Below are 23880 nucleotides of genomic sequence, written 5' to 3' on the forward strand. Positions count from 1 at the left end.
TGCTTCGCACTGCGGTGCGAGCCCTCTTCGGAACGGCCGGGCGGGGGCTCATACCTGGACCTCCGCCAGCGCCTGGCGCGCGATCTGGATGCGCTGCATCTCCGAGGTGCCTTCGCCGATGCGGAAGGCGCGCGCATCGCGGTAGAAGCGCTCGACCGGCAGCTCGCACATGTAGCCCATGCCGCCGTAGACCTGCAGCACCCGGTCGGAGACGCGGCAGCCCATCTCGCTGGCGAACAGCTTGGCGCGCGAGGCCGCGATGCGCCCCAGCGGGTCGCCCGCGTAGACGAGCTCGGCCGCGCGGCGGATCAGCAGCCGCGCCGCCTCGATGTCCACGTCGTTGTCGGCCAGCATGAACTGGATGGCCTGGTGGTCGCCGAGGGTTGCGCCGAAGGCCCTGCGCTCGCGGGCGTACTGGCAGGCCATCTCCTGGCCGCGCCGGCTCAGGCCGAGCGAGCGGCTGGCCGAGAAGATGCGGTCGTGGTTGATCGACTCGATCATGGACAGGAAGCCGTCGCCGACGCCGCCGACCACGTCGGCGTCGGGCACGAAGCAGTTCTCCAGCGTGAAGCCGTTCAGGTGATAGCCGCGCCAGCCCATCTTGCGGTAGCGCGTCATGCCGGCGATGCCGGGGTTGTCGCGCCGCACGAGGAAGGTGGTGAGCCGCGCCTTCAGCGACGCGTCGGGGTCGGTCAGCGCCAGCACCAGGATGTGGTCGGCCGTCTCCGCGTGCGAGATGAAATGCTTGCTGCCGTTCAGCACCCAGCCGCCCTCGGCGCGCTGGGCGCGGGTGCGCACGGCGGACAGGTCCGAGCCGGCATCGGGCTCGGTCAGCGCGTAGGTGATCACCGTCTCGCCCGACAGGATGCCCGGCATCACGCGCCGGCGCTGCTCTTCGTTGAAGAACTTCATCGACAGCGGCAGGTGCCCGATGACCTCGCTCAGCGGCACGGAGGTGTAGGTGATCTCCTCCAGGATGGCCAGCTTGGCGTCCGTGTCCAGGCCGGGGCCGCCGATCTCCTCCGGCAGGTTGAAGCCGTACAGGCCGAGTTCCGCCGCCTGGCGGCGCAGCCGGGCCAGCACCGCGGGCTCGACCTCGTCGGCCGCGTCGATGTCCGCCTCCAGCGGCACCAACTGCGATCGCACGAAGCGGCGAGCGGTCTCTCTGATCATCCGAACCTCTTGCGATTCGCTCATTGCCATCTCCTTTATCGAAAACGTTTTCGATCTTAGAATGTCAAATCCATCCGCGTCAACGCGAATAGGCGTAGGTATTCTCCCTAGTATTCCTGGCGAATCGTGAGGAATAAGCTGAATTTAACGAAATCGTTTTCGAGTCATTTGGGCCGAAACGATTTCGGAGTTCACGAGAGCCCGGCAGCAGCACCAGCAGCGACGCCGGATTCCTTCTCGCCCGTCGATTCATCTCCCCCCGAAGGAGCGCCCATGAAACGAGTCTTCCTTGTCCTCGCCTCGCTGTGGCTGACGGTGTTCCCGCACCTGTCGCACGCAGCGGACCCGTTCCCCGCCAAGCCCGTGCGGATCGTCGTCCCTTATCCGGCGGGAGGCCCCGTGGACATCATCGGCCGGGGTCTCGGCGCCAAGCTGTCGGAAGACTGGAAGATGGGCGTCGTAGTCGACAACCGGCCCGGCGCGAACGAGATGATCGGCGCCTCGGAAGTCGCGCGCGCGCCGGCCGACGGCTACACGCTGCTGCTGGCCACGGATTCGACCTTCTCGCAGAACCAGTACCTCTACGAAAAGCTGTCGTACGACCCGAATGCCCTGGTGCCGGTGTCGCGGGTGGTCTTCGCCAACCTGGTCCTGTTCGTACCCAGGGACTTCCCTGCCACCAACGTGCGCGAGTTCATCGCCTATGCGCGCAGCAAGCCCAACAAGATCAACTACGGGTCTGCCGGCATGGGCAACATCACGCACCTGTCCATGGCCTACGTCGCGAAGACGCAGTCGCTGCAGATGACGCATGTGCCCTACAAGGGCCTTGCACCGGTGATCCAGGACATGCTCTCGGGGCAGGTCGATGCGGCGTTCGGCGTGCCGTCCGCGCTGGAGCCCTACATCCGCGCGGGCAAGTTCAAGGCCCTGGCCATCTCCGGCACGAAGCGGGCGAAGCTGCTGCCGTCGGTTCCCACGTTCGCGGAGAGCGGCTACCCGGACATCGAGTCGAGCCTGAACATGGGCCTGTTCGCACCGCCCGGCACGCCGCCGGACGTCGTCAACGCCATCTCGGCAAAGGTGCGGGATGCCGTCAACGACCCGGCGTTCCGCACGAAATTCGTCGACGAACTCGCGCTCGAGGCCGCCGGGGACAGCCCGGCCGAGTTCGCCGGTTTCATCGCCAAGGACAAGCCGCTGCAGAAGAAGCGCATCGAGCTCTCCGGCGCCAGGCTGGACTGATGCGGAGGACCGCCATGATCATCGACCTGCACGCCCACGCGCTCGGAGAGCGCTTCCTCCACGACCTCGCCAGGACCCCGGTGGCCGGCCTTCGCGCCGAACGCGGCGACGACGGCTACTGGGTGATCCGCCGGCACGGCGACGACCGCAAGAGCTCGATCGATCCGAACCTGCACGACCTGCCCGGGCGCATCGACAGCCTCAAGCGCCGCAACGTCGAACTGCAGCTGTTCGCGCCGCCGCCCTTCATGCTGGCCTGGCCGGACGGCGCCGCCGGCACCGAACTCGTGCGCGCGCTCAACCGGGCCAGCCGTGACATCGCCGCGGATTCGGAAGGCCGCATGGAGATGCTCGCGGTGCTGGCCCTGGGCGAACCGGAGGTCGCGGTGCAGGAGCTGCAGCGGGCGGTGGACGAATACGGCGTGCGCGGCGTGATGATGCCCAGCTCCGCCGGCGGCCGGCCGCTGGACGGGCCCGAATTCGCGCCGCTGTTCACGCTGATCGAGAAGCTGGGGCTGATCGTCTTCATGCACCCCACGTCGGCCGTGACGTCCGAGCGCTTCGGCATGTACGGCATCCACGTGCTGGTGGGCTGGCCCTTCGAGACGACGCTGGCGGTGACGCGCATGATCTTCAACGGCCTGCTGGAGCGCCACCCCCGGCTCAAGCTGGTGCTGGCGCATGGCGGCGGCAACCTGGTGTACCTGCGCGGGCGCCTCGACTCGGCCTACGACGCCACCGGCTGGGAGGCGGACCCCTACTTCCGCCAGCACATCAGCCAGCGGCCCAGCGCCTACCTGGACCGCCTGTACTACGACACCTGCGCCCTGAGCGAAGACAGCAACCGGTTCACGATCCAGACCATGGGGCCGGAGCGCGTCGTGTTCGGCTCCGACTATCCCTTCGACATCGGCGACCCGGAAGGCAAGCGCTCGGTGCCGGTGGTGGACGGGCTCCCGCCGGCCGACCGCGAGAAGGTCTATCGCGGCAATGCGCAGCGGCTTCTGGCCGATGCAGGGCGCTGAAGCGCCGACAACCACCACATCCCTGGAGTCCATCATGCACACGATCCTCAAGTGCGCCGCTGCACTGGCCTTGTCCGCCGGATGCCTCGCGGCGGTGCAAGCCCAGTCTTCGGCATTCCCCTCGCCCCGCGCGGTCAAGATCGTCGCGCCGTTCGCCCCCGGCGGAAGCGGCGACACGCTGGCCCGCCTCCTGGCCGAAAAGCTCGCCCTGGTCTGGCAGACGCCGGCCATCGTCGAAAACCGGCAAGGCGGCAGCGCCGTGGTGGCGACGCAGATGATCGCCACCTCGCCGGCGGACGGCCACACCCTGCTGGTGTCGGCCTCGAACTTCACGATCAACCCCCACCTGCTGTCCAAGCTGCCCTATGACAGCGCCAGCGACTTCGCGCCGGTCACCTTGCTGGCGACCAACCCGCACATCCTGATCGTCAACCCGGCGGTGCCGGCCGGCAACCTCAAGGAGTTCATCGCATGGGCGAAGGCGAAGAAGGGGAGCGGCACGTACGCTTCCTTCGGCATCGGGTCGTCGGGGCACCTGGGCTTCGAGCGCTTCAAGCATGCGACGGGCATCGACATGGTCCACGTGCCATACAAGGGCGCGGCGCCGGCGATTTCCGATCTCATGAGCGGCCAGGTGGATGCGATGTTCTGCGACACGCAGCAGGTGATCCAGTTTCTCTCCAGCGGCAAGATCCGGCCGATCGCCTCGGCCAGCCAGGCGCGCACGAAGACGCTGCCGGATGTGCCGACGTTCACCGAGGGCGGGGTGCCGGACTTCGTCTCGACGTCCTGGTTCGGGCTGATCGCCCGGGCCGGCACGCCGCCGGACGTGCTCGCCGAGATCAACCGCGGCGTGGTCGGCGTCCTCAACCAGTCCGAAGTCAAGGCACGCCTCTATGCCATGGGGATCGATGCCGTGGGCAGCTCGCAGAAGGACTTCGACGCGTTCCTGAAGAAGAACGCCAAAGAGTACGGCGACATCATCCAGTCTGCGGGGATCAAGGCCGATTGATGAAGGCCGCGACGATCGGCATGGTGGCACGCCCGCTCATGGACATCCCGGGCGCGGCCAGGCCCGGCGGCCACTACAGCCATGCCGTTGCGGCCAACGGGATGCTCTACATCTCCGGGCAGCTGCCGATCACTGCATCCGGCGAGAAGCTCACCGGCGCATCGTTCGAGCAACAGGCCGGCCAGACGCTGCAGAACATCTCCGCCATCCTCGAAGCGGCCGGCGCGGACAAGTCGGACCTCGTGCAGGTGCGCGTCTACCTGGCCGACGTCGACCACTGGCCGCGCTTCAACGACCTCTATGCGCAGTGGATCGGGGATTGGAAGCCGGCCCGGGCCGTGGTCCCGGTCGGTGCGCTGCACTACGGGCTGCAGGTCGAGGTGGAAGCCGTGGCGTTGCTTCGTGACGCCGGCCCGGCTCGAGATCGAACCGTGCCCTGATGGCCGGTGCCAGACACACATTGGAGGCCGGAGACGCGACAGAGCGCTTCTCTCTTGATTGCAGTCCCGATCGAGGGACATTCAACGCCTCGCGCACCTGATGACCTACATTTTCATTGTTGTCATTCGGAGTCGCTGACCTGCGCAATGCAGGGGCGCACGTGCATTTCGTGGCCACCATCCTGAACCATCCGGCCGCGGGCACAGCCGGCGGCTGGGCTGCCCAAGCCCTCGGGCCGGACACCCTTCGCCGGTCCATCGGCATATCGTTCATCGTCATGGCTGGCTGGATGCTGATTCCGGACAGGATCGCCGAGAAACCCTCGATGCGCGCGGCGCACGGCATTGCCGCCGCCATCTTCGGCGTACCGGGTGCGCCGATGCTGCTCAAGGTCGGAAAGCCGTTCTGAGCATGCACCCTCCGAACAGGAGCCAGACGCCGCACCGTCAGCCGACCTACGCCGCCGCGGGGCTGCTGGCGCTGGTGACGGCTTTCATCGTCCTGGGGCACGACGGGCGGCGCGTGGCCCAGCTGCTGGTGCTGTTCCTGCCGGCACTGGCCTGGCTCGCATGGCCGGTCGCCAGCGCCGCCGCGCGGCGAATCCGGCAGATCGTCGTCTGGTCCTGGGCCCTGTGCTTTGTCCTGGATGGCGCCGTTCGCGGGTTCTTGCTGGGCGCGTACGCAGCGGCACCGGACGGCGCCCTCGTGCTCGGCTCGGCCGCCAACAGCAATCCCCGCGAGGCGGGCGAATATCTGCAGGCGAACTGGCGCACGATCGTGCTGTGGCTGGCGGCCTCCACCGCTGCCGTGGCAGTGGCCTGGCGCCTAGCCGCCCACGGTGCCACCCCGGAGGCCGGTGCACCGCGCAGGCCGATGGTCGCGGCCCTCTGCGTGTGCCTGCTCATCGCCGCCGTCGGCTACGCGAGCAAGCCCTGGCGCCGGCTGCATCCGATGGCCTTCTGGCCCGGATGGATGCTTTCGCTGGAAAGCCTGCGCAGCAGCCTGGCGGATCAGCAACGGCTGCGGGCGCTCGCCCTCGAACGCGCCCGTTCGCTCGGCCCCACCATCGACCGCGACGGTCCGTCCACGGTGGTGCTGGTCATCACCGACAGCATCAACCGCGACAACATGTCGCTGTACGGCTATGCAAGGGCCACGACGCCCCGCCTGGCCGACCAGGCCCACCAGTTGGGCGAGCGGATGCTGACCCTGCGCAACGCCTGGTCGGTGGATGCCAGCACCCTGCCAGCGCTGCGCAACATCTTCGGCCTGGGCAGCCCGGATGCGCAGGATGCGCAACACCTGCTGGCCCTGGCCAGGGCGGCTGGCTACAAGGTCTGGTGGATGAGCAACCATGACGACATCGCGGTCGAGCAGCAGCATGCGCGGCTGGCGGACGTGGTGGACTTCGTCAACAGGACGCCGGGGCGGGCGAGCGCTTCGCTCGATGGCGAACTGCTGGACTGTCTGCAGGAGGCGCTGGAGGATTCGACGCCGCGCAAGCTCATCGTGGTGCACCTCCTGGGCGCGCACCCGCACTACCGATTACGCTTCCCGGCCGGACAGAACCCGTTCGACGATGTGCCCGACCAGGTAGACCAGCAGTTGGAAGAACAAGGCCGCTCGGCATGGGTTCGGCGGTTCAGACAGGACTATGACGCGGCGCTGCTGTATCACGACTTCGTGGTCTCGGAAACGCTGCAGCTCACGCGCACCGCGGGTGCGCCGCAGGGCCATCGCGCATGGATGTATCTCTCCGACCACGGGCAGGAAGTGGGGCATGTGCGCGATCAGGCCGGCCACAGTCCGACCAGCGAATCGGGCTATCGCATTCCTGCACTGCTGTGGCGCAGCGATCCGCCCTGGACGGCGGGTGCAGCGATTGCTTCCAGGCCGTTCCGGGCGGACTGGGCGGGTTGGACCTTGGCCAATCTCATGCACCTGCGATGGGCGGGACGGCAGCCATCGCAGGACGTGCTCGATCAGCAATACCGCTGGAGGGCGCCCCAGCTGCCGATTTCCATCTCGTCCTTCGAACGCTGAGCTCGTCAGCGACGTCGGCTCCCCGCTCCTTCGGCGATCGCCGACCGCACTATCCGGTGCGCGATCGGACGGCAACTGCACCGGCCACCGGCTGCACGGCGGCCACGATGGCGGGAATGCAATCTGGGCCCGCCGGCGCGCGGGCTGCCATCCTTCCCATGCATCTGCCAGTGGACGGAGGCGAGGAGAAGCTGGGCGACTATCTGCGCAAGGGCCCGGTGGAAAGCGGCTACAACGCGGACCTCGCCCGCGATGGCGACCAGGGTTTGGCGCTGGCCCGGGCGTGAGCGAGGTGAGCGCAGCGGTCGATGGCCGGAGGGTTCCCGTGCGCACGGCCCCCGGGACCGACTGCTTCCGGGCAGTGGTGCAGTTCGCCGGAATGTTGCACGTTGCAGGATGCGCAGTTCGCAAGCCTCCAGACGCGCTCAGAACCCTGCATGCACGTCGCGGAACAGCCGCGGCGAAATGCCGAAACGCTGCTCGAAAGCCTGGCTCAGCCGCGTCGCCGGAAAGAGCCCCACCTGCGCAGCGACCGCTTTGAGCGACACCCCGCGCGCGAGCAGCAGCCGCGCGGCGTCCAGCCGCGCGGTCTCGACGAAGCGGGCCGGCGTCTCGCCCGTGGCCGCCACGAACTTGCGGTGGAAGGTGCGCTCCGACAGGCCGGCACGGGCCGCCAGCGCTGCGATGTCCAGCGGCGCCGCGAGATGGGCATGGATCCATCCGATGAGATCGGCAAAGGGGCTGTCGGCCTTCGCCTGCGCCTGCAGCAGCGGGCTGAACTGCGATTGATGGCCGGGGCGGCGGGCGTAGAGCACCAGCCGCTTGGCCACCTCGCCGGCGACCGCCGCGTCCAGGTCGCCGGCCACCATCGCCAGTGCCATGTCGATGCCGGTGCTGACGCCGGCGGAAGTCCAGTGCCGGCCGTCTTCCACGTACAGCGCCTCGGCGTCGACGCTCAGCGCAGGGAAGGCTTGCGCGAGCGGCGCGCAGCCGTCCCAATGCGTGGCGACGCGGCGGCCGTCGAGCAGGCCGAGCGCCGCCAGGACGAAGGCGCCGGTGCACACGGAGCCCAGGCGCCTGGCCTTGCCGGCCAGGGCCGGCAGCGCATCGCGCAGGGCCGGATCCCGCATCGCCTGCAGCAACGGCTCCCGCTCGGCACCCATGACCAGCAGCGTGTCGACGGCTTCGGCGCGCAGGTCGCCGATAGCGCGCGTCTCGACGAGCACTCCGCTGCTGCTCGCCACCGGGCCGCCGGCGGCCGAGGCCAGATCGATGATGTAGCACGGTGGCGCGTCACGCACCGCCAGCGCACAGTTGGCGCCGTGGAAGACCGAGATCGGCCCGGCCATGTCGAGCAGCTCGAAGCCCGGATAGACGACGAAGACGATGCGGCGCATTGGCAGGAATTTGCATGTTTTTGGCATGACTGCCAACACCGACAGGAATAGCCTGATCGCCATGTGTCGTTCTTCGCTGTCCGGAGCCCTGCCATGTCTGTCCGCCATGTCGCCTGGGCCGGGTTGACGCTGCTGGTGCTGGCGCTGGCGGGCCTCGGCCTCTGGCTGTCCAGCCTGCCGGTGCCCGCGGCGGTGCAGGCGCCGCCCGTCCCCGAAGCGGAAGTGCAAGCGATGCTGGCGTCCCTGAAGCCACCCAAGCGGGCGCGGCCGCTGGTGGCGATGGTGGGCCTGAACGACGCTACCGAAACCACCGACTACCTGGTGCCCACCGGCATCCTGCGGCGCGCCGATGTCGCCGACGTGCTCCTGCTGGCGACCGGCCCGGGACCTGTGCAGCTCTATCCGGCGCTGGCCGTGCAACCCGATGCGACCCTCGCGGACTTCGACGCACGCCATCCCGACGGGGCCGACTACGTCATCGTGCCGGCCATGCGCCGCGACGACGATCCGGCCGTGCTCGCCTGGCTGCGGGACCAGGCGGGCAAGGGCGCCATCATCGTCAGCGTGTGCGCCGGGGCGAAGGTGATCGCGGCCGCAGGGCTGCTGGACGGCAGGCGGGCCACGACGCACTGGTACTACCTGAAGACACTGCTCGGCAAGCATCCGGCGATCACCTATGTGCCGAACCGGCGGATGGTCGTGGACCGGAACGTCGCCACGACCACCGGCATCACGGCCTCGATACCCATGATGCTGACCCTGATCGAGGCCATGGGCGGGCGGCAGAAGGCCGCGGAGGCGGCGCGCAGCCTCGGCGTCGCGCAATGGGATGCACGTCACGCCAGCGGTGCGTTCAAGTTCACGCGGCCGTTCGCGGCCACCGTGCTCGGCAACGTGATGGCCTTCTGGAACCGCGAGCAGATCGGCATCGAGTTGACCCCCGGCATGGACGAGGTGTCGCTGGCGCTCGTGGCCGATGCCTGGTCGCGGACCTACCGGTCGAGGGCCGTCACCTTCGCGGCCTCAGGGGCGGCGGTGGTCGAAAGCCGCCACGGCATCCGCGTCATTCCGGGTGAAGGCGCCGCTGCAAAGAAGCACGGCACGGCCTCGTGGCAGGACCGCAAACCGGCGGATGCCCTGGACCAGGCCCTGGCGGACATCGGCGCGCGCTACGGACGCCGCACGGCCGACGTCGTCGCCATGCAGCTCGAATATTCCGGGCCCCCTGCGCAGCCCGGGGCCGCGCCATGAACACGCCGATCGCCGGCGCGCAACGCCGCGATGGAGGCTGCCGATGATCCGCCGCACCCGGGTGATTCCGTTCCTCGTGGTCGAGACGCTGCTGTTCATCGCCGCATCGACGGTGAAGTGCCTGGCCCATGTCGCCGGCGGAACACCCGCTTCTTTTTTTGGCATTTCGGCATCCGGGCATCCTGTTCCGGATCATTCCCGAGGAGAAACCGCATGTCGCTTGTACGCGTCCAACACGTCTCCATTTCCCTCGACGGCTTCGGCACCGGAGAGGGCCTGAGCCTCGAAGCGCCCTTCGGCCACGCCGGCGAAAGGCTGCATGAATGGATGTTCAAGACCCGATGGGGCAGCAGGATGATCGGCCGGACGGACGGCACCCGCGGCATCGACGATGCCTTCCTGCGCCTGTTCGCTCCCGGGATCGGCGCCGAGATCATGGGCGCCGGGAAGTTCGGTCCTCCCGGATGGCACGAGAATCCGCAGTGGCAGGGGTGGTGGGGCCGCAACCCACCCTTCCACACGCCCGTCTACGTGCTCACGCATCATCCACGGCCATCGATCGAGATGGAGGGCGGCACGTCGTTCCATTTCATCGATGCCCCGCCGGCCGAGGCGCTTGCAGCCGCCCGCAAGGCGGCGAACGGGCAGGACGTGCGCCTCGGGGGCGGCCCCGGCATGATCCGCGACTTCATCGCGGCGGGGCTGGTCGACCACATGCACATCGTGGTCGTGCCGATCCTGCTCGGACGCGGCGTGCGCCTGTGGGACAACCTGGAAGGCCTCGAGAACATGTTCGAGATCGAGGCCGTCGCATCGCCCAGCGGCGTGATGCACATGACGTTCTCTCGTCGAGGCGCCTGAAGTCGCCAGGCGTCGAACCCCCAACGAACAAGGAAACAGCCATGCCCAACACGATCCGCCTGCACCGCGTCTTCGCCGCCAAGCCCGAAAAGCTCTATCGCGCCTTCCTCGAGCCGGATGCGGTGGCGAGCTGGCTTCCGCCCTTCGGGTTCACCTGCACCGTCCACGAACTGGAGGCGAAAGTCGGCGGCCGTCACCGGATGTCGTTCCGGAACTTCACGACAGGCCACGGCCACGCCTTCGGCGGCACCTATCTGGAACTCGTGCCCGGCGAGCGCCTCGTCTACACCGACAGCTTCGACGATCCGGGCATGCCCGGCGAGATGAAGGTCACGGTGGACCTGAAGGCCGTGTCGGTGGGCACCGAGATTCACATCGAGCAGCAGGGCGTACCGGATGTGATCCCTGCCGAGGCCTGCTACCTCGGCTGGCAGGAGTCGCTGCGCAAGCTTGCCAAGCTGGTCGAGCCGGAGATCAACGAAGCGGCCTCGGCGCGCAGCTGATCCCGCCTTCGTCTCGATGAAGCACCACCCGGCCCGTCGGCTCAGGCTGCGCGCCGCCCGGCTGGCCGCACATCGCGCGCAGGCACTCGACCGCTGCTCGGCGAGAAATGCTCATCCGATCAGTCCCTCCTCCGACACCCCCGGCATGCGTCGGATTGAGACATACGTCCTCGGACCCGAACGGACTCCAGGCAGCCTCCACGGAGGAAGAAAACAAAAAAGCCGGACACTTTGGACGTGTCCGGCTTGCTGTCTGGTCCCGCCGCCAGGAATCGAACCTGGATCTCAGCCTTCGGAGGGCCGAATTCTATCCATTGAAATACGGCGAGAGTGGCGTGCCTCGCGGCGACGCGAACCCGCGATTATGACCGATCGCGGCGGCAGCTCGCAGGGCGGCTCGAGGAGGGGTTCGGCATCGCGGCGATCGAAGCCCAGGCCGCGCATGTACACGCGGAACAACCGCCGCCCGGCCTGCACGAGCGCGAACGCGCCGGGGTCGAGCAGCCAGTCCTGGATCAGCCCGGCCAGCAGCGCGTGCAGGCCGACGGCGGCCGTGGCGGCAGGGATCGGCAGGCGCAGATTCGCCTGCCGCGCGGCCAGCCGCAGGGCCCGCTCGAAGTCGCCGATGCAGGCGCCGCGGCCGCTCAGGTGGCGCGCCTGCACCGAGGCCATCTCCTTCGTGTACTCGACCTTGTGCGAGGCGATCTCGAACACGCGGCGCACCTGCGGGTCGGTCGTCACCAGCCGCAGCGCATCGAGCATGCCCGCCTCCAGCACGTCCAGCGGCGCCTGGCCGCGGCAGGCCGCCGCGGCGCTCACGCCGGCCTCGATGGGCAGCGTCACGCGGTGCATCATGGCGTTGAACAGGTCGGCCTTGTCCTTGAAGTGCCAGTAGATGGCGCCGCGGGTCGCGCCCGCCTCCTCGGCGATCTGCTGCAGGGTGGTGCGCGACACGCCCTGCGCCTGGAACAGGACCTCCGCCGCATCCAGCAGCCGCTCGCGCGTGGCCTGCGCCTCTTCCTTGGTCCGACGTACCACGACGATGTCTCCGGGTGGGGTGGCGCGCCTGCCGGCGCTGAAATTCGAAGGTCTTGAATATACATGCATGAATGTATGTAAACTCGCGGCTTCGACAAATTCCCGTGTCGCGCCCGTGTCTCTCCGGCATGGGCGCGACACGGGTGTCTGCGTCACATCTTCGCTTTCAGCCCTTCTCGACAAAGGATTCGCATGCCCTTCCTGCATGTCTCACGTGATTCGTTGCGCTCGCCGCGCCGTGCCGGCGCAGCCGCGGCAGCGCTGCTGGCGCTGACGCTGGCCGCCTGCGGCAACCAGGACGCGGCGCCCGCAGGGGGCGGCGCCCCCGGCGCAGGCGGTGGCGGCGCGCCGGCGCCGGAGGTCGGCGTGGTGGTGGCCACGCCGGGCGAGGTGGGCCTGGTGACCGAGCTGCCCGGCCGGCTGGAGGCCTCGCGCGTGTCGCAGGTGCGCGCCCGCGCGGCCGGCATCCTGAACAGGCGCCTGTTCAAGGAAGGCAGCGACGTCAAGGCGGGCCAGCCGCTGTTCGCCATCGACCCCGCGCCCTACGAGGCGGCCATGCGCAGCGCGCAGGCCAGCGTGGCGCGCTCCGAGGCCAACGCGGCGCAGGCCAAGGCGCTGGCCGAGCGCTACCGTCCGCTGGTCGAGGCCAACGCCGTGAGCAAGCAGGAATACGCCAACGCGGTGGCGTCGTGGAAGGCCGCCGAGGCCGACGTGGCCGCCGGCCGCGCCGCGGTGACGACGGCGAGGATCAACCTGGGCTACGCCACCGTGACGGCGCCGATCTCGGGCCGCATCGGCCGCGCGCTGGTGACCGAGGGCGCGCTGGTGGGCCAGGGCGAGGCGACGCCGCTGGCGACCATCCAGCAGATCGACCCGCTGTACGTCAACTTCACGCAGTCGGCCAGCGAGGCGCTGCGCCTGCGCCGGGCCTTCGAGGCCGGCACGCTCAAGCGCTCGGGCGAAGGCGCGGCCAGCGTGAAGATCCTGCTGGAGGACGGCTCCGAGTACGCGCAGCCCGGCAGGCTGCTGTTCACCGACCTGAGCGTGGACGAGACCACCGGGCAGGTGACGCTGCGCGCCGAGGTGCCCAACCCCCGCGGCGACCTGCTGCCCGGCCTGTACGTGCGCGTGCGCATGGAGCAGGCCCAGGCGTCCAACGCGATCGCGGTGCCGCAGCAGGCGGTGACGCGCACCGAGCAGGGCGACACGGTCACGGTGGTGGGCGCCGACGGCAAGCTCAGCCAGCGCAGCGTGAAGATCACCGCCGGGCAGAACAACCGCTGGATCGTCACGGACGGCCTCAAGGAAGGCGAGCAGGTCATGGTCGACGGCTTCCAGAAGCTGCAGATGCTGCCGCCGGGCACGCCGGTGAAGGCCGTGCCTTGGAAGGCCCCGGGCAGCGCGCCTGCCGCCCCGGCGCCGGCACCGGCCGCGCCGAAGCAATGACGCCGCCGAGGAACCACAGGAACACACGCACCCATGGCCAAGTTCTTCATTGACCGCCCGATCTTCGCTTGGGTGATCGCCCTGTTCATCATCGTGATGGGCGCGGTATCGATCACGCAGCTGCCGATCGCGCAGTACCCGCCGGTCGCGCCGCCCGCGATCGTCATCAACACCACCTACCCCGGCGCCTCCGCGCAGACGCTGGAGGACAGCGTGCTGTCGGTCATCGAGCGCGAGATGAACGGCGCGCCGGGCCTGATCTACATGGAGTCGGTGGCCCAGGCCGACGGCACGGGCTCGCTGACCATCACCTTCGAGCCGGGCACGAACGAGGACCTCGCGCAGGTGGAGGTGCAGAACCGCCTGTCGCGCGCCACGCCGCGCCTGCCGGCGGCGGTGACGCAGCAGGGCGTGCGCGTCGACAAGTCGCGCGACAACTTCCTGCTGTTCGCCATGCTGTCGTCCGACAACCCGGACTTCGACACGGTGCAGCTGGGCGACTACGCCGCGCGCAACATCCAGCCCGAGCTGCAGCGCGTCAAGGGCATCGGCCAGGTGCAGCTGTTCGGCAGCGAGACCGCCATGCGGGTGTGGATCGACCCGGCCAAGCTGCAGGGGCTGCGCCTGTCCTCGGCCGAGGTGGCGGCGGCCATCCGCGCGCAGAACGCGCAGGTGGCCTCGGGCACCATCGGCGACCTGCCCAACGTGGCCGGCCAGAGCATCGCGGCGACGGTGGTGGTCAAGGGCCAGCTGTCGAACGTCGAGCAGTTCCGCAACATCGTGCTGCGCGCCAACCCCGACGGCTCCTCCGTGCGCTTGAAGGACGTGGCCCGCATCGAGCTCGGCGGCCAGAGCTACGCCACCTCGGCGCGCCTGAACGGCGTGCCGGCCGTCGGCCTGGGGGTGCAGCCCTCGCCCACCGGCAACGCGATGGAGTCGGCCCGCCTGGTGCGCGAGAAGATGGAGGAGCTGGCGAAGTACTTCCCCGAGGGCGTGAAGTGGGACATCCCCTACGACAGCTCCAAGTTCGTCGGCATCTCCATCGAGCAGGTCACCCACACGCTACTGGAGGCGGTGGCGCTGGTGTTCCTGGTGATGTTCCTGTTCCTGCAGAACTGGCGCTACACGCTGATCCCAACGCTGGTGGTGCCCATCGCGCTGCTGGGCACCTTCGCGACGCTGCTGGCGCTGGGCTTCTCGATCAACGTGCTGACCATGTTCGGCATGGTGCTGGTGATCGGCATCGTGGTGGACGACGCCATCGTGGTGGTGGAGAACGTCGAGCGCATCATGAGCGAGGAGGGCCTGCCGCCGCTGGAGGCGACCAAGAAGGCCATGCAGCAGATCTCCGGCGCCATCATCGGCGTGACGGTGGTGCTGATCTCGGTGTTCGTGCCGCTGGCCTTCTTCGCCGGCTCCACCGGCAACATCTACCGCCAGTTCTCGGCGGTGATGGTGGCCTCGATCTCCTTCTCGGCCTTCATGGCTCTGTCGCTCACGCCGGCGCTGTGCGCCACGCTGCTCAAGCCGGTCGAGGCGGGCCACCACCACGAGAAGAAGGGCTTCTTCGGCTGGTTCAACCGCGGCTTCTCGCGCACGGCCAAGGGCTACGAGAGCATGGTGTCGCGCATCCTGCGGCGTGCGGCGCGCTACCTGCTCATCTATGCGGCCATCATCGCCGCCGTGGTGCTGATGTACCAGCGCCTGCCCACGTCCTTCCTGCCGCAGGAAGACCAGGGCAACATCCTGGTGAACGTGCAGCTGCCGCCCGGTGCCACGCAGGAGCGCATGCTGGACGTGATGCAGCAGGTCGAGGGCTACATGCTCAAGCAGCCCGAGGTCGAGAGCATGGTCAGCGTGCTGGGCTTCAGCTTCTCCGGCCAGGGCCAGAACGCCGGCATCGGCTTCGTGACGCTCAAGGACTGGAACGACCGCAAGGACCCGGCCCACGCCGCCGAAGCGGTGGCCGGCCGCGCCTTCGGTGCGCTGTCGGGCATCCGCGACGCCTTCATCTACCCGCTGAACCCGCCGCCCATCCCCGAGCTGGGCTCGGCCAGCGGCTTCAGCTTCCGGCTGCAGGACCGCGCCGGCCAGGGCCACCAGGCGCTGGTCAACGCACGCAACCAGCTCCTGGGCATGGCCTCGCAGAGCAAGGTCCTGTCGCAGGTGCGCCCCGACGGGCTGGAGGACGCGCCGCAGCTGGAGATCGACATCGACCGCGACAAGGCGCAGGCGCTGGGCGTGGGCTTCGACGCCATCAACACCTCGCTGTCCTCCGCGCTGGGGTCGAGCTACATCAACGACTTCCCCAACCGCGGCCGCCTGCAGCGCGTGGTGGTGCAGGCCGACGCGCCCTCGCGCATGCAGCCCGAGGACCTGCTGCGCCTGACCGCCCCCAACGCACAGGGCCAGCCCGTGCCGCTGTCGGCCTTCGCCGCCACGCGCTGGATCAACGGCGCGCAGCAGACGGTACGCTACAACGGCTACCCGTCGATGCGCATCAGCGGCGACGCGGCGCCGGGCCACAGTACCGGCGCGGCGATGGCGGAGATGGAACGCCTGGCCGGGCAGCTGCCCGAGGGCTTCGGCTTCGAGTGGACCGGCCAGTCGCGCGAGGAGAAGCAGGCCGGCTCGCAGGCCATCATCCTCTACGGCTTCGCGGTGCTGGCGGTGTTCCTGTGCCTGGCGGCGCTGTACGAGAGCTGGTCGATCCCGCTGTCGGTGATCCTGGTGGTGCCGCTGGGCGTGCTGGGGGTGCTGGCCGCCACCTTCCTGCGGCAGTACTCGAACGACGTGTACTTCCAGGTGGGCCTGATCACCATCATCGGCCTGTCGGCGAAGAACGCCATCCTGATCATCGAGTTCGCCAAGGACCTGCAGGCCCAGGGCAAGAGCGCGGTGGCCGCGGCGCTGGAGGCGGCGCACCTGCGCTTCCGGCCGATCGTGATGACCTCGCTGGCCTTCGGCCTGGGCGTGCTGCCGCTGTTCCTCGCCTCCGGCGCCGGCTCGGCCAGCCAGCGCGCCATCGGCACCGGCGTGGTCGGCGGCATGATCACGGGCACGACGCTGGCCGTGTTCTTCGTGCCGGTCTTCTTCGTCGTGGTGCGCTCGCTGTTCAAGGGCAGCAGGCGCCAGCAGGAACTGAACAAGCGGCACGCCGAAGCGGCCGGAATCAAGGAAGAATCGAGCCATGACGCGTCCTGACCGAACCCTGGGCCGGCCTTTCCTGCCTGCCGCCCTGGCCGCCGCCCTGCTGGCGGCCGGCTGCTCCCTGGCGCCCACCTACGAGCGCCCCGCCGCACCGGTGCCCACCACCTTCCCGGGCGACCCGGCGCAGCCCGGCGGCCGCGCCGCGGCCGAAACGCCCTGGCAGCAGTTCTTCACCGACCCGCGCCTGGCCGGCCTGATCGACACCGCGCTGGCCAACAACCGCGACCTGCGCGTGGCGGCGCAGAACATCGAGCAGGCGCGCGCCCAGTTCGGCGTACAGCGCGCGGCGCTGTTCCCGGCGGTGGGCGTGACGGCCTCCGGCTCGCGCTCCGAGCCCAACCCGGCCCGCGCCTACCGCGACGACGCCGGCAAGGTGTCCTCCAGCTACTCGGTCAACCTGGGCATGACCGCCTGGGAGATCGACTTCTTCGGCCGCATCCGCAGCCTGAGCGACGCGGCGCTGGCCCGCTACCTCGCCACCGAGGAGACGATGCGCGCCACGCAGATCAGCCTGGTCGCCGCCGTCGCCACCGGCTGGCTGACGCTGGTGGCTGACGAGGAACTGCTGGCCATCACCCGCCAGACGCTGGCCACGCGCGAGGACACGCTCAAGCTGACCAAGCTGCGCTTCGACAACGGCGTGGCCTCCGACCTGGACTACCAGGCCGCCAACTCGCTGGCCGAGTCGGCCCGCGCCACCTATGCCCAGCAGCAGCGGCTGCGCCGGCAGGACGAGAACGCGCTGGCCCTGCTGCTGGGCGCGCCGGTGCCGGCCGGGGCGCTGGCCGGCCTCGAGGGCGGGCTGCGCTCGCTCACGCCGATGCCGGACGTGCCCGCCGGCCTGCCGTCCGACCTGCTGGCCGAGCGGCCCGACATCCGCGCCGCCGAGCAGCAGCTCGTCGCCGCCAACGCCAACATCGGCGCGGCGCGCGCGGCCTTCTTCCCGCGCGTGGCGCTCACCACCTCGGTGGGCACCGTCAGCTCGCAGTTCGACAACCTGTTCCATTCCGGCACCCGTGCCTGGGCCTTCTCGCCGCAGATCACGCTGCCGATCTTCACCGCCGGGGCCAACCAGGCCAACCTCGACGCCGCCCGGGCGGCGCGCGAGATCGCGGTGGCGGAATACGAGAAGTCGATCCAGTCGGCCTTCCGCGAGGTGGCCGACGCGCTGGCCGGCCGCGAGACGCTGACCGAGCAGGCGCGCGCGCTGGACGCCACCGCCCAGGCCGAGCGCAGGCGCTTCGAGCTGTCGGACCTGCGCTACCGCAACGGCGTCGCCAGCTCGCTCGACCTGCTGGACGCGCAGCGCTCGCTGTTCGCCGCCCAGCAGCAGGCGGTGCAGGCGCGGCTGCAGGAGCTGCAGAACCGCGTGACGCTGTACAAGGTGCTCGGCGGCGGCTGGACGGCGACGGAGCCGTCGGCGCAGCAGCCGGCGACCTGACCCGCGGCGCGGGGCCGGCGCGGCCCCGCCCGGACGCGGTCCCCGGGGCGTCCGGGGGCCGCTCCCTATAATCGTCGGCTGATTCGAAAAAGCCCCCCGATACTGAGGACGCCATGAGCGACAGCGCGCACCACCACGCCACGGAAGAGGCCCACACCGGTCCCATCAAGAATCCCAAGCAGCTCCTGATGGCGGTGCTCTTCGGCTTTCTGGCGCCGATCCTGATCATCGCGGGCCTGGTGTCCTACGTCGTGGCCGGGCTCAAGCCCTCGGGCTCGGCGCAGGGCGACAGCATGGCGCTGTACGGCGTGAGCCAGGAAGCGCGCGAGCGCGAGGTGGCCGAGCGCATCCGCAAGGTGGGCTCCATCGAGATCCGCGACGCCAACCGCCCGCTGGCCACCGGCGAGGCCGTCTTCAAGGCCCAGTGCGCGGCCTGCCACGGCAGCCCGGGCATCCCCGGCGCCCCGCACTTCGGCGACGCCGCCGGCTGGGGCCCGCGCATCGGCCAGGGCTACGCCACGCTGCTGGAGCACGCGCTCAAGGGCAAGGGCGCCATGCCGCCCCAGGGCGGCGGCGACTTCGAGGACGTGGAAATCGGCCGTGCGGTGGTCTACATGGCCAACTCCGGCGGCGCCAAGTTCGACGAACCGCAGCGCCCGGCGGCCGCGGAGGCGCCGGCCGAAGGTGCCGCTGCCGCAGCGCCGGCCGACGCCGCGCCCAAGCAGTAACAAAAGGCGCCTGCCAGCAAGGAACCGGCCTCCAGGGCCGGTTTTTTATGTCGATGCCACCGCCGCGCGGGCCTGCGGGCTCATGACATAACCGAAGCGCTGCGGCAGGTCGGCCGCGCGCACCTCTTCAGGCTGCCAGCGGCCCTGCTCGATCGCCTCGGCCGCCACGCCGACGTCCTGCGTGTGGACCAGCCCCAGCCCGGCGTCCGATGCCAGGTACAGCCGGCCCGCCTCGTCCAGCAGGCAGCCCGTCGGCACCGCCGGCGCGCCGGTGTGGGCGACCACCGAGAAGTCCTCGTGCATCCGCCACACCAGCGGCGTGCGCTCCAGTTCCACGTACACGCGCTGCGGGCCGTTCTGGAAGAACCACTGGCCCGCCTCGTCGTGCTCGTAGTTGCGCTGGATGAAGGCGATCAGCCCCTCGTGCTCCAGCAGCGCGCCCTTCGATGCGGGGAAGGCACCCGCCGCCTGCGCCTGCGCATCGCGCAGGAACCACTGGCCCCGCGCGTCCAGCCCCAGCCAGCCGTGGCAGTGGGGCACGTTGGGCCACTTGGCGATGGCCTGCCTGACGATGTCGTCCATGGCGGCATTCTGCGCCCCGCGGCGCGGCGGGCGCTGTCAGAGACGGTCGCGAAGCCAGCCGCCCACGGCCGACGGCAGCCCGGTGACGTGCCCCGGCGGCAGCCCGAGCGCGAAACCCACGTGGCCGCCGTGCCGCGGCTGCCACAGCGTGACGTGCCGACCCACCTCGTGGGGGCCGGGCAGGCTGTCGCCGGGCACGAAGGGATCGTTGACTGCATTGACCACCAGCGCCGGCACGCGGATGTCGGCCAGCCGCGGCTTGGCGGAGGCGCGCGACCAGTAGTCGCGCGTGCCGGCAAAACCGTGCAGCGGCGCGGTGAAGACGTCGTCGAAGGCGTACAGGTCGCGCGCGGCGCGCAGCGCGTCCGCGTCGAACAGGCCCGGGTGCTGCGCCAGCTTGGCCAGCGCCTTGGGCTTCATGGTCGCGAGGAACATGCGCGTGTAGACCAGCCGGTTGAAGCCGCGCCCGATGGCCGCGCCGCCGGCCGCCAGGTCCAGCGGCGCGCTCACCGAGGCCACGGCGCGCACGCTGGCGGCGGCGGTGGCGCCGGCCTCCTCGGCCCAGCGCAGGAGCGCGTTGCCGCCCAGCGAAACGCCCACGGCGACGGTCGGCACGCGCCGCCGCAGGGCGAACTGCCCGAGCATCCAGCCCACTTCCTCGTGGTCGCCGGAGTGGTAGGCGCGCGGCGCGAGGTTGAGCTCGCCGCTGCAGCCGCGGAAGTGCGGCACCGCGAAGTGCATGCCCTGCGCCGCGGCCCAGGCGGCGAAGGCCTCGGCATAGTGGCTGCGCGAGGAACCCTCCAGCCCGTGGAACAGCACCAGCAGCGGCGCCGCCGGGTCGGGCGCGTCCTGGAAGTCCACGTCGACGAAGTCGCCGTCGGGCGTGGTCCAGCGCTCGCGGCGATAGACCGGCGCCTGCCCGGCATGGCGGCGCGACCACAGCGCCGGCCAGATGGTCTGCAGGTTGCCGCCGGGCAGCCAGCGCGGCGCGCGGTGCCCGTGCAGCGAGAGGGAGGCGGAAGGCAGCGCGCTCAATGCAGGACGGTCGGGATGTCGAGCCCCTCGTCCGGCGCCTGCGCGGTGCCGGGGCTGGCATGGTGCGCCACCATGCGCCAGCCCTGGGCGGTCTTGTGATAGACGTTGGTGGCGAGCACGAAGGCGTGCTTGGGCCCCTCGGCCGTGAGCACCTCGATGCGCTCGAGCACGTTGTGCACGCTGCTGGCCAGCGCATCGACCTTGCGCACGCGCGCCGGCCGGGCGTGGATCGCGCCGCCGTTGGCGAACATCTGCTCGAAGGCCGCCCGGATCGCCACCGCGCCGACCAGGCGCGGGCCGCCGGGGTGGACGCAGAAGACCTCGTCCTCGTCGGCCCAGCAGGCCATCAGCGCGTCCACGTCGCCGCGCTGCAGCGCCTCGTAGAAGGCGTTCTCGACGTCGTCTGCGGTGCCGCCGAGGGTGGCGGCGCGGAGTCTGGACTTGGTGGACATGGCGCCATGGATTGTGCCGCGCCGCGGGATGCTCAGACGGCTTTCCAGGCATCGCGGGCCGGCACCGGATCGCCGCCGGCGCGCCCCAGCAGCCAGCGCGCGGCCACCGCATGCGCGTCGCCCTGGGCGGCGGCCCAGACCACCTCCGGCGCGGCCACGTGCACGCCCGGCGGCGCCAGGGCCAGCGCCACGTCCAGCAGCTCGGCGACGCGGGCCGCGCGCACCGGCCGCTCGGTGGCCGGCACCATGAAGCGGGCGACGGACAGCATCCACGCCGCCAGGCGGTGCAGCGCGGCCAGCCGCGGCGCCCCCGCGGGCCGGCGCGCGCTGCGCAGCAGCAGCACGCACTCGAAGTCCAGCGCCGCCAGCGCATGCTCGCCGGCATCGGCCAGGCCGTGCTTGAGGGCATCGGGAAGCCGCCCCTGGTCGTGCGGCTGCACCACCGCCAGCGTGCGCACGCCGCAGCGGCGCAGCCAGGCGGCCAGTTCGCCGAGCTGCGACGGATCGGGCGCCCACAGCGCGCGTTCGCGGCCGTTGCGCAGGCGCGGCGGATCGAAGGCGACGACCGCCACGTCGGCCGCGGCCGGCGGCCAGTCGCTCAGCGGCGCGCCGGCCGGCACCCGCACGGATTCGACGCCGCGCAGCCCGTCGCGCATCGGCTCGGCCGCCAGCACGCGCGTGCGGGCGAAGCGGTGGGTGCCCGACAGGCGACGCACGATCTCGCTGCCCAGCGGCCCGGTGGCGCCGGCGATCAGCAGCGTGCGGTCGGCATCGGCCGGACGCGGCGGCGCCCGGTTGGCCGCCTGCAGGGCCTGGAGGGGATCGAGGGACATGGCCGCGCCTATGCTACCTTTGCCGCCTCGCGGCCCGCCGGGCCGCCGCCAAGGAGGCCGAACCACCATGATCCGAATCCTCAAGCGCTGGCTGCCGCTGGCCCTGCTCGCCGCCCTGCTCACCGGCTGCGGCTACAACGACTTCCAGCGCCTGGACGAGGCCAGCAAGTCCGCCTGGAGCGAGGTGCTGAACCAGTACCAGCGCCGCGCCGACCTGGTGCCCAACATCGTCGCCTCGGTCAAGGGCGAGGCCAACTTCGAGCAGGAGACGCTGACGAAGGTGATCGAGGCGCGCGCCAAGGCGACCTCGATCCAGGTCACGCCCGAGACGCTCAACAACCCCGAGGCCTTCAACAAGTTCCAGCAGGCGCAGGGCGAGCTGTCGGGCGCGCTGTCGCGCCTGATGGTGGTGGCCGAGCGCTACCCGCAGCTGCAGGCCAACCAGGCCTTCCGCGACCTGCGGGTGACGCTGGAGGGCACCGAGAACCGCATCACGGTGGCGCGCAACCGCTACATCCAGACGGTGCAGGAGTACAACGTGCTGGCCCGCAGCTTCCCGACCAACCTGACGGCCATGGCCTTCGGCTACGACCCGAAGCCGAACTTCAGCGTGCAGAACGAGGCGGAGATCTCCCGGCCGCCGACGGTGGACTTCGAGAAGAAGTGACGGCGCAGGTGCACTGAGCCCGATGGCATTCCAGCGCATGTGGCGCGCGCTCGGCGCGCTGTTCCTGATCGCCGCCGCCTCGGCCGCGTTCATGGCGGCAGCCTGGGCGCAGCAGGCCGTACCCGCGCTCGCCGGCCGGGTGATCGACCAGACCGCCACGCTCTCGGCGGGCGACCGGCAGGCACTGGACGCCAAGCTCGCTGCCTTCGAGCAGCGCAAGGGCACGCAGATCGTGGTGCTGATGGTGCCGACGACGGCGCCGGAAGACATCGCCGCGTATGCCAACCGCGTGGCCAACACCTGGAAGATCGGCCGGCGCGACGTGGGCGACGGCGTGCTGGTGATCGTCGCCAAGGACGACCGGCGCATGCGCATCGAGGTCGCCAAGACGCTCGAAGGCGCGGTGCCCGACCTGGCGGCGGCGCGCATCATCGACCAGCAGATGAAGCCGGCCTTCCGCAACGGCGACTTCGCCGGCGGCCTGATGGCGGCGGCCGACCAGCTCATCGCCCGCATCGACGGCGAGGCGCTGCCGGAGGTGGCCTCGGCCAGCTACGAGCAGCGCAGCCTGATGGACGTGGACTGGGAGCACCTGATCTTGTTCCTGTTCTTCGGCGTGCTCATCGGCGGCCCCATCCTGCGCAAGCTGATGGGCGCGATCCTCGGCCCGCTCGCCGCCGGCGGCCTGGGCGGGCTGCTGGCCTTCGCGTTCACCAGCAGCCTGGTCGTGTCGGGCATCGCGGGCCTGCTGGCGCTCGGCTACACGCTGCTCGCCAAGCCGGCCAGTTTCAGCGGCGGCGGCGGTGGCTCGGGCCACGGCTACGGCTCGGGCGGCTGGAGCAGCGGCTCGTCCTCCTCTTCCTCCGGCGACTGGGGCGGCGGGGGCGGCTTCAGCTCCGGCGGGGGCGGCGATTTCGGTGGCGGCGGCGCCTCGGGAGACTGGTGATGCCTGGACGCAAGACCTATCCGCCCACCTGGGCCGGCCGCCTGCAGCGGCTGCTGCGCAACCGGCTGACCGACCGCGCCGACGTGCGCCGCGTGCTGCCGCCCGACGCGCTGGCGCGCCTGGGCGAGCGCGTGGCCGCCAGCGAGCGGCGCCACACGGGCCAGATCCGCATCTGCATCGAGGCCGGCCTGCCGTGGAGCTACATCCGCCGCGACGCGCCGGCGCGCCAGCGCGCCGTCACCCAGTTCGGCAAGCTGCGCGTGTGGGACACCGAGCACAACAACGGCGTGCTGATCTACCTGCTGCTGGCCGAGCACGCGATCGAGATCGTGGCCGACCGCGGCATCGACGTGCATGCCGACCCGCAGCAGTGGCGCGAGATGGCGCGGCGCATGGGCCGGGCCTTCGGCGAGCATCGCTTCGAGGACGGCCTGACGCTGGCGCTGGAGGAGGTCTCGGCGCTGCTGGTGGAACATTTCCCCGCGCGCGAGGACGCCCCGCCGCGCGGCAACGAGCTGCCCGATTCGCCGATCGTGATCTGAGGGCCGCCG

Annotated in this window: 25 protein-coding genes and 1 tRNA gene; 18 read left to right on the forward strand and 8 right to left on the reverse strand. The window is 70.4% G+C overall.

Features of this window, described 5'->3' with window-relative positions; translation table 11 throughout:
• Positions 1-48: 48 nt before the first annotated feature.
• Positions 49-1173, reverse strand: a complete 1125-nt coding sequence (locus Q392_RS00460; protein WP_245610608.1) for an acyl-CoA dehydrogenase family protein — start codon at positions 1171-1173, stop codon at positions 49-51.
• Between the two features lie 273 nt (positions 1174-1446).
• On the opposite strand from Q392_RS00460, the gene Q392_RS00465 reads away from it, so the two are divergent.
• From Q392_RS00465 to Q392_RS34000, 7 genes are all read left to right on the forward strand, one after another.
• On the forward strand, positions 1447-2418 hold the full coding sequence (locus Q392_RS00465) for a Bug family tripartite tricarboxylate transporter substrate binding protein (protein ID WP_038200293.1): 972 nt from the start codon (positions 1447-1449) through the stop codon (positions 2416-2418).
• A 14-nt stretch (positions 2419-2432) separates the two neighbouring features.
• Positions 2433-3443, forward strand: coding sequence for an amidohydrolase family protein (locus Q392_RS00470; RefSeq protein ID WP_051952579.1), 1011 nt, complete (start codon positions 2433-2435; stop codon positions 3441-3443).
• A gap of 34 nt (positions 3444-3477) precedes the next feature.
• Positions 3478-4455, forward strand: coding sequence for a Bug family tripartite tricarboxylate transporter substrate binding protein (locus Q392_RS00475; protein WP_038200491.1), 978 nt, complete (start codon positions 3478-3480; stop codon positions 4453-4455).
• Positions 4455-4895 (forward strand): RidA family protein, encoded by a 441-nt coding sequence (locus tag Q392_RS00480; protein ID WP_051952584.1) that lies wholly within the window; start codon positions 4455-4457, stop codon positions 4893-4895. Before Q392_RS00475 ends, Q392_RS00480 begins: the two co-directional genes overlap by 1 nt.
• Positions 4896-5065: 170 nt before the next feature.
• Positions 5066-5305 (forward strand): TMEM165/GDT1 family protein, encoded by a 240-nt coding sequence (locus tag Q392_RS00485; protein ID WP_157007666.1) that lies wholly within the window; start codon positions 5066-5068, stop codon positions 5303-5305.
• A gap of 2 nt (positions 5306-5307) precedes the next feature.
• Positions 5308-6939, forward strand: a complete 1632-nt coding sequence (locus tag Q392_RS00490; protein ID WP_038200295.1) for a phosphoethanolamine transferase — start codon at positions 5308-5310, stop codon at positions 6937-6939.
• Between the two features lie 158 nt (positions 6940-7097).
• A complete protein-coding gene (locus tag Q392_RS34000; RefSeq protein ID WP_281173383.1) occupies positions 7098-7226 on the forward strand; it encodes a response regulator in 129 nt (42 codons plus the stop codon).
• Between the two features lie 138 nt (positions 7227-7364).
• Here the strand turns inward: Q392_RS34000 and Q392_RS00495 are convergent, their stop codons facing one another.
• A complete protein-coding gene (locus Q392_RS00495) occupies positions 7365-8336 on the reverse strand; it encodes a GlxA family transcriptional regulator (RefSeq protein WP_051952589.1) in 972 nt (323 codons plus the stop codon).
• Between the two features lie 93 nt (positions 8337-8429).
• On the opposite strand from Q392_RS00495, the gene Q392_RS00500 reads away from it, so the two are divergent.
• The 4 genes from Q392_RS00500 to Q392_RS00510 are packed head-to-tail and all read left to right on the forward strand — an operon-like array spanning position 8430 to position 10951.
• The gene (locus tag Q392_RS00500) at positions 8430-9587 is read left to right on the forward strand and encodes a DJ-1/PfpI family protein (RefSeq protein WP_038200298.1); all 1158 of its coding nucleotides are present in this window, start codon (positions 8430-8432) and stop codon (positions 9585-9587) included.
• A 43-nt stretch (positions 9588-9630) separates the two neighbouring features.
• Positions 9631-9867, forward strand: coding sequence for a hypothetical protein (locus Q392_RS32545; RefSeq protein ID WP_157007669.1), 237 nt, complete (start codon positions 9631-9633; stop codon positions 9865-9867).
• Positions 9801-10448, forward strand: a complete 648-nt coding sequence (locus Q392_RS00505) for a dihydrofolate reductase family protein (protein ID WP_038200299.1) — start codon at positions 9801-9803, stop codon at positions 10446-10448. Before Q392_RS32545 ends, Q392_RS00505 begins: the two co-directional genes overlap by 67 nt.
• A 41-nt stretch (positions 10449-10489) precedes the next feature.
• The gene (locus Q392_RS00510) at positions 10490-10951 is read left to right on the forward strand and encodes an SRPBCC family protein (protein ID WP_038200301.1); all 462 of its coding nucleotides are present in this window, start codon (positions 10490-10492) and stop codon (positions 10949-10951) included.
• A gap of 254 nt (positions 10952-11205) precedes the next feature.
• On the opposite strand, the gene Q392_RS00515 is transcribed toward Q392_RS00510, so the two are convergent.
• A tRNA-Arg gene (locus Q392_RS00515) sits at positions 11206-11280 on the reverse strand.
• The gene (locus tag Q392_RS34115; protein WP_342665574.1) at positions 11237-12196 is read right to left on the reverse strand and encodes a TetR family transcriptional regulator; all 960 of its coding nucleotides are present in this window, start codon (positions 12194-12196) and stop codon (positions 11237-11239) included. Before Q392_RS34115 ends, Q392_RS00515 begins: the two co-directional genes overlap by 44 nt.
• Here Q392_RS34115 and Q392_RS00525 point away from each other — a divergent pair.
• From Q392_RS00525 to Q392_RS00540, 4 genes are all read left to right on the forward strand, one after another.
• Positions 12182-13435: an efflux RND transporter periplasmic adaptor subunit gene (locus Q392_RS00525; protein ID WP_038200305.1), complete on the forward strand. Its 1254-nt coding sequence runs from the start codon at positions 12182-12184 to the stop codon at positions 13433-13435. The two genes, Q392_RS34115 and Q392_RS00525, sit on opposite strands and share 15 nt — an antisense overlap.
• Positions 13436-13468: 33 nt before the next feature.
• A complete protein-coding gene (locus Q392_RS00530) occupies positions 13469-16639 on the forward strand; it encodes an efflux RND transporter permease subunit (RefSeq protein WP_038200306.1) in 3171 nt (1056 codons plus the stop codon).
• Positions 16626-18086 (forward strand): efflux transporter outer membrane subunit, encoded by a 1461-nt coding sequence (locus Q392_RS00535; RefSeq protein ID WP_281173384.1) that lies wholly within the window; start codon positions 16626-16628, stop codon positions 18084-18086. The genes Q392_RS00530 and Q392_RS00535 overlap by 14 nt, the downstream gene beginning before the upstream one ends.
• Positions 18087-18199: 113 nt before the next feature.
• The gene (locus Q392_RS00540; protein ID WP_038200308.1) at positions 18200-18814 is read left to right on the forward strand and encodes a c-type cytochrome; all 615 of its coding nucleotides are present in this window, start codon (positions 18200-18202) and stop codon (positions 18812-18814) included.
• Between the two features lie 45 nt (positions 18815-18859).
• On the opposite strand, the gene Q392_RS00545 is transcribed toward Q392_RS00540, so the two are convergent.
• The 4 genes from Q392_RS00545 to Q392_RS00560 are packed head-to-tail and all read right to left on the reverse strand — an operon-like array spanning position 18860 to position 21716.
• On the reverse strand, positions 18860-19396 hold the full coding sequence (locus Q392_RS00545; protein ID WP_038200309.1) for a DUF2946 family protein: 537 nt from the start codon (positions 19394-19396) through the stop codon (positions 18860-18862).
• 36 nt (positions 19397-19432) lie between these two features.
• Entirely contained in the window at positions 19433-20431 is a 999-nt protein-coding gene (locus Q392_RS00550; RefSeq protein ID WP_051952591.1) for a YheT family hydrolase, read from the reverse strand.
• Positions 20428-20883, reverse strand: coding sequence for a YybH family protein (locus Q392_RS00555; protein WP_038200310.1), 456 nt, complete (start codon positions 20881-20883; stop codon positions 20428-20430). Before Q392_RS00555 ends, Q392_RS00550 begins: the two co-directional genes overlap by 4 nt.
• Before the next feature lie 32 nt (positions 20884-20915).
• A complete protein-coding gene (locus Q392_RS00560) occupies positions 20916-21716 on the reverse strand; it encodes a hypothetical protein (protein ID WP_051952592.1) in 801 nt (266 codons plus the stop codon).
• A gap of 67 nt (positions 21717-21783) precedes the next feature.
• Here Q392_RS00560 and Q392_RS00565 point away from each other — a divergent pair, with 67 nt between their 5' ends.
• From Q392_RS00565 to Q392_RS00575, 3 genes are read left to right on the forward strand one after another with little or no spacing between them, the layout of a single operon-like run.
• A complete protein-coding gene (locus tag Q392_RS00565; protein ID WP_051952594.1) occupies positions 21784-22383 on the forward strand; it encodes a LemA family protein in 600 nt (199 codons plus the stop codon).
• 22 nt (positions 22384-22405) lie between these two features.
• Positions 22406-23329 (forward strand): TPM domain-containing protein, encoded by a 924-nt coding sequence (locus Q392_RS00570; protein WP_038200311.1) that lies wholly within the window; start codon positions 22406-22408, stop codon positions 23327-23329.
• Positions 23329-23871 carry a TPM domain-containing protein gene (locus Q392_RS00575; protein WP_084216731.1) on the forward strand — a complete coding sequence of 181 codons (543 nt, stop codon included), beginning with the start codon at positions 23329-23331 and terminating at the stop codon, positions 23869-23871. Before Q392_RS00570 ends, Q392_RS00575 begins: the two co-directional genes overlap by 1 nt.
• Positions 23872-23880: the final 9 nt, after the last annotated feature.

Origin of the sequence: Xenophilus azovorans DSM 13620 (assembly GCF_000745855.1) — a bacterium.
Lineage (GTDB): Bacteria > Pseudomonadota > Gammaproteobacteria > Burkholderiales > Burkholderiaceae_C > Xenophilus > Xenophilus azovorans.

Coding starts and splice junctions, on each gene's coding strand:
- Q392_RS00460 (WP_245610608.1), bottom strand. CDS start 1,173: ATGATCAGAGAGACCGCTCGCCGCTTCGTGCGATCGCAGTTGGTGCCG.
- Q392_RS00465 (WP_038200293.1), top strand. CDS start 1,447: ATGAAACGAGTCTTCCTTGTCCTCGCCTCGCTGTGGCTGACGGTGTTC.
- Q392_RS00470 (WP_051952579.1), top strand. CDS start 2,433: ATGATCATCGACCTGCACGCCCACGCGCTCGGAGAGCGCTTCCTCCAC.
- Q392_RS00475 (WP_038200491.1), top strand. CDS start 3,478: ATGCACACGATCCTCAAGTGCGCCGCTGCACTGGCCTTGTCCGCCGGA.
- Q392_RS00480 (WP_051952584.1), top strand. CDS start 4,455: ATGAAGGCCGCGACGATCGGCATGGTGGCACGCCCGCTCATGGACATC.
- Q392_RS00490 (WP_038200295.1), top strand. CDS start 5,308: ATGCACCCTCCGAACAGGAGCCAGACGCCGCACCGTCAGCCGACCTAC.
- Q392_RS34000 (WP_281173383.1), top strand. CDS start 7,098: ATGCATCTGCCAGTGGACGGAGGCGAGGAGAAGCTGGGCGACTATCTG.
- Q392_RS00495 (WP_051952589.1), bottom strand. CDS start 8,336: ATGCGCCGCATCGTCTTCGTCGTCTATCCGGGCTTCGAGCTGCTCGAC.
- Q392_RS00500 (WP_038200298.1), top strand. CDS start 8,430: ATGTCTGTCCGCCATGTCGCCTGGGCCGGGTTGACGCTGCTGGTGCTG.
- Q392_RS32545 (WP_157007669.1), top strand. CDS start 9,631: ATGATCCGCCGCACCCGGGTGATTCCGTTCCTCGTGGTCGAGACGCTG.
- Q392_RS00505 (WP_038200299.1), top strand. CDS start 9,801: ATGTCGCTTGTACGCGTCCAACACGTCTCCATTTCCCTCGACGGCTTC.
- Q392_RS00510 (WP_038200301.1), top strand. CDS start 10,490: ATGCCCAACACGATCCGCCTGCACCGCGTCTTCGCCGCCAAGCCCGAA.
- Q392_RS00525 (WP_038200305.1), top strand. CDS start 12,182: ATGCCCTTCCTGCATGTCTCACGTGATTCGTTGCGCTCGCCGCGCCGT.
- Q392_RS34115 (WP_342665574.1), bottom strand. CDS start 12,196: ATGCAGGAAGGGCATGCGAATCCTTTGTCGAGAAGGGCTGAAAGCGAA.
- Q392_RS00530 (WP_038200306.1), top strand. CDS start 13,469: ATGGCCAAGTTCTTCATTGACCGCCCGATCTTCGCTTGGGTGATCGCC.
- Q392_RS00535 (WP_281173384.1), top strand. CDS start 16,626: ATGACGCGTCCTGACCGAACCCTGGGCCGGCCTTTCCTGCCTGCCGCC.
- Q392_RS00540 (WP_038200308.1), top strand. CDS start 18,200: ATGAGCGACAGCGCGCACCACCACGCCACGGAAGAGGCCCACACCGGT.
- Q392_RS00545 (WP_038200309.1), bottom strand. CDS start 19,396: ATGGACGACATCGTCAGGCAGGCCATCGCCAAGTGGCCCAACGTGCCC.
- Q392_RS00555 (WP_038200310.1), bottom strand. CDS start 20,883: ATGTCCACCAAGTCCAGACTCCGCGCCGCCACCCTCGGCGGCACCGCA.
- Q392_RS00560 (WP_051952592.1), bottom strand. CDS start 21,716: ATGTCCCTCGATCCCCTCCAGGCCCTGCAGGCGGCCAACCGGGCGCCG.
- Q392_RS00565 (WP_051952594.1), top strand. CDS start 21,784: ATGATCCGAATCCTCAAGCGCTGGCTGCCGCTGGCCCTGCTCGCCGCC.
- Q392_RS00570 (WP_038200311.1), top strand. CDS start 22,406: ATGGCATTCCAGCGCATGTGGCGCGCGCTCGGCGCGCTGTTCCTGATC.
- Q392_RS00575 (WP_084216731.1), top strand. CDS start 23,329: ATGCCTGGACGCAAGACCTATCCGCCCACCTGGGCCGGCCGCCTGCAG.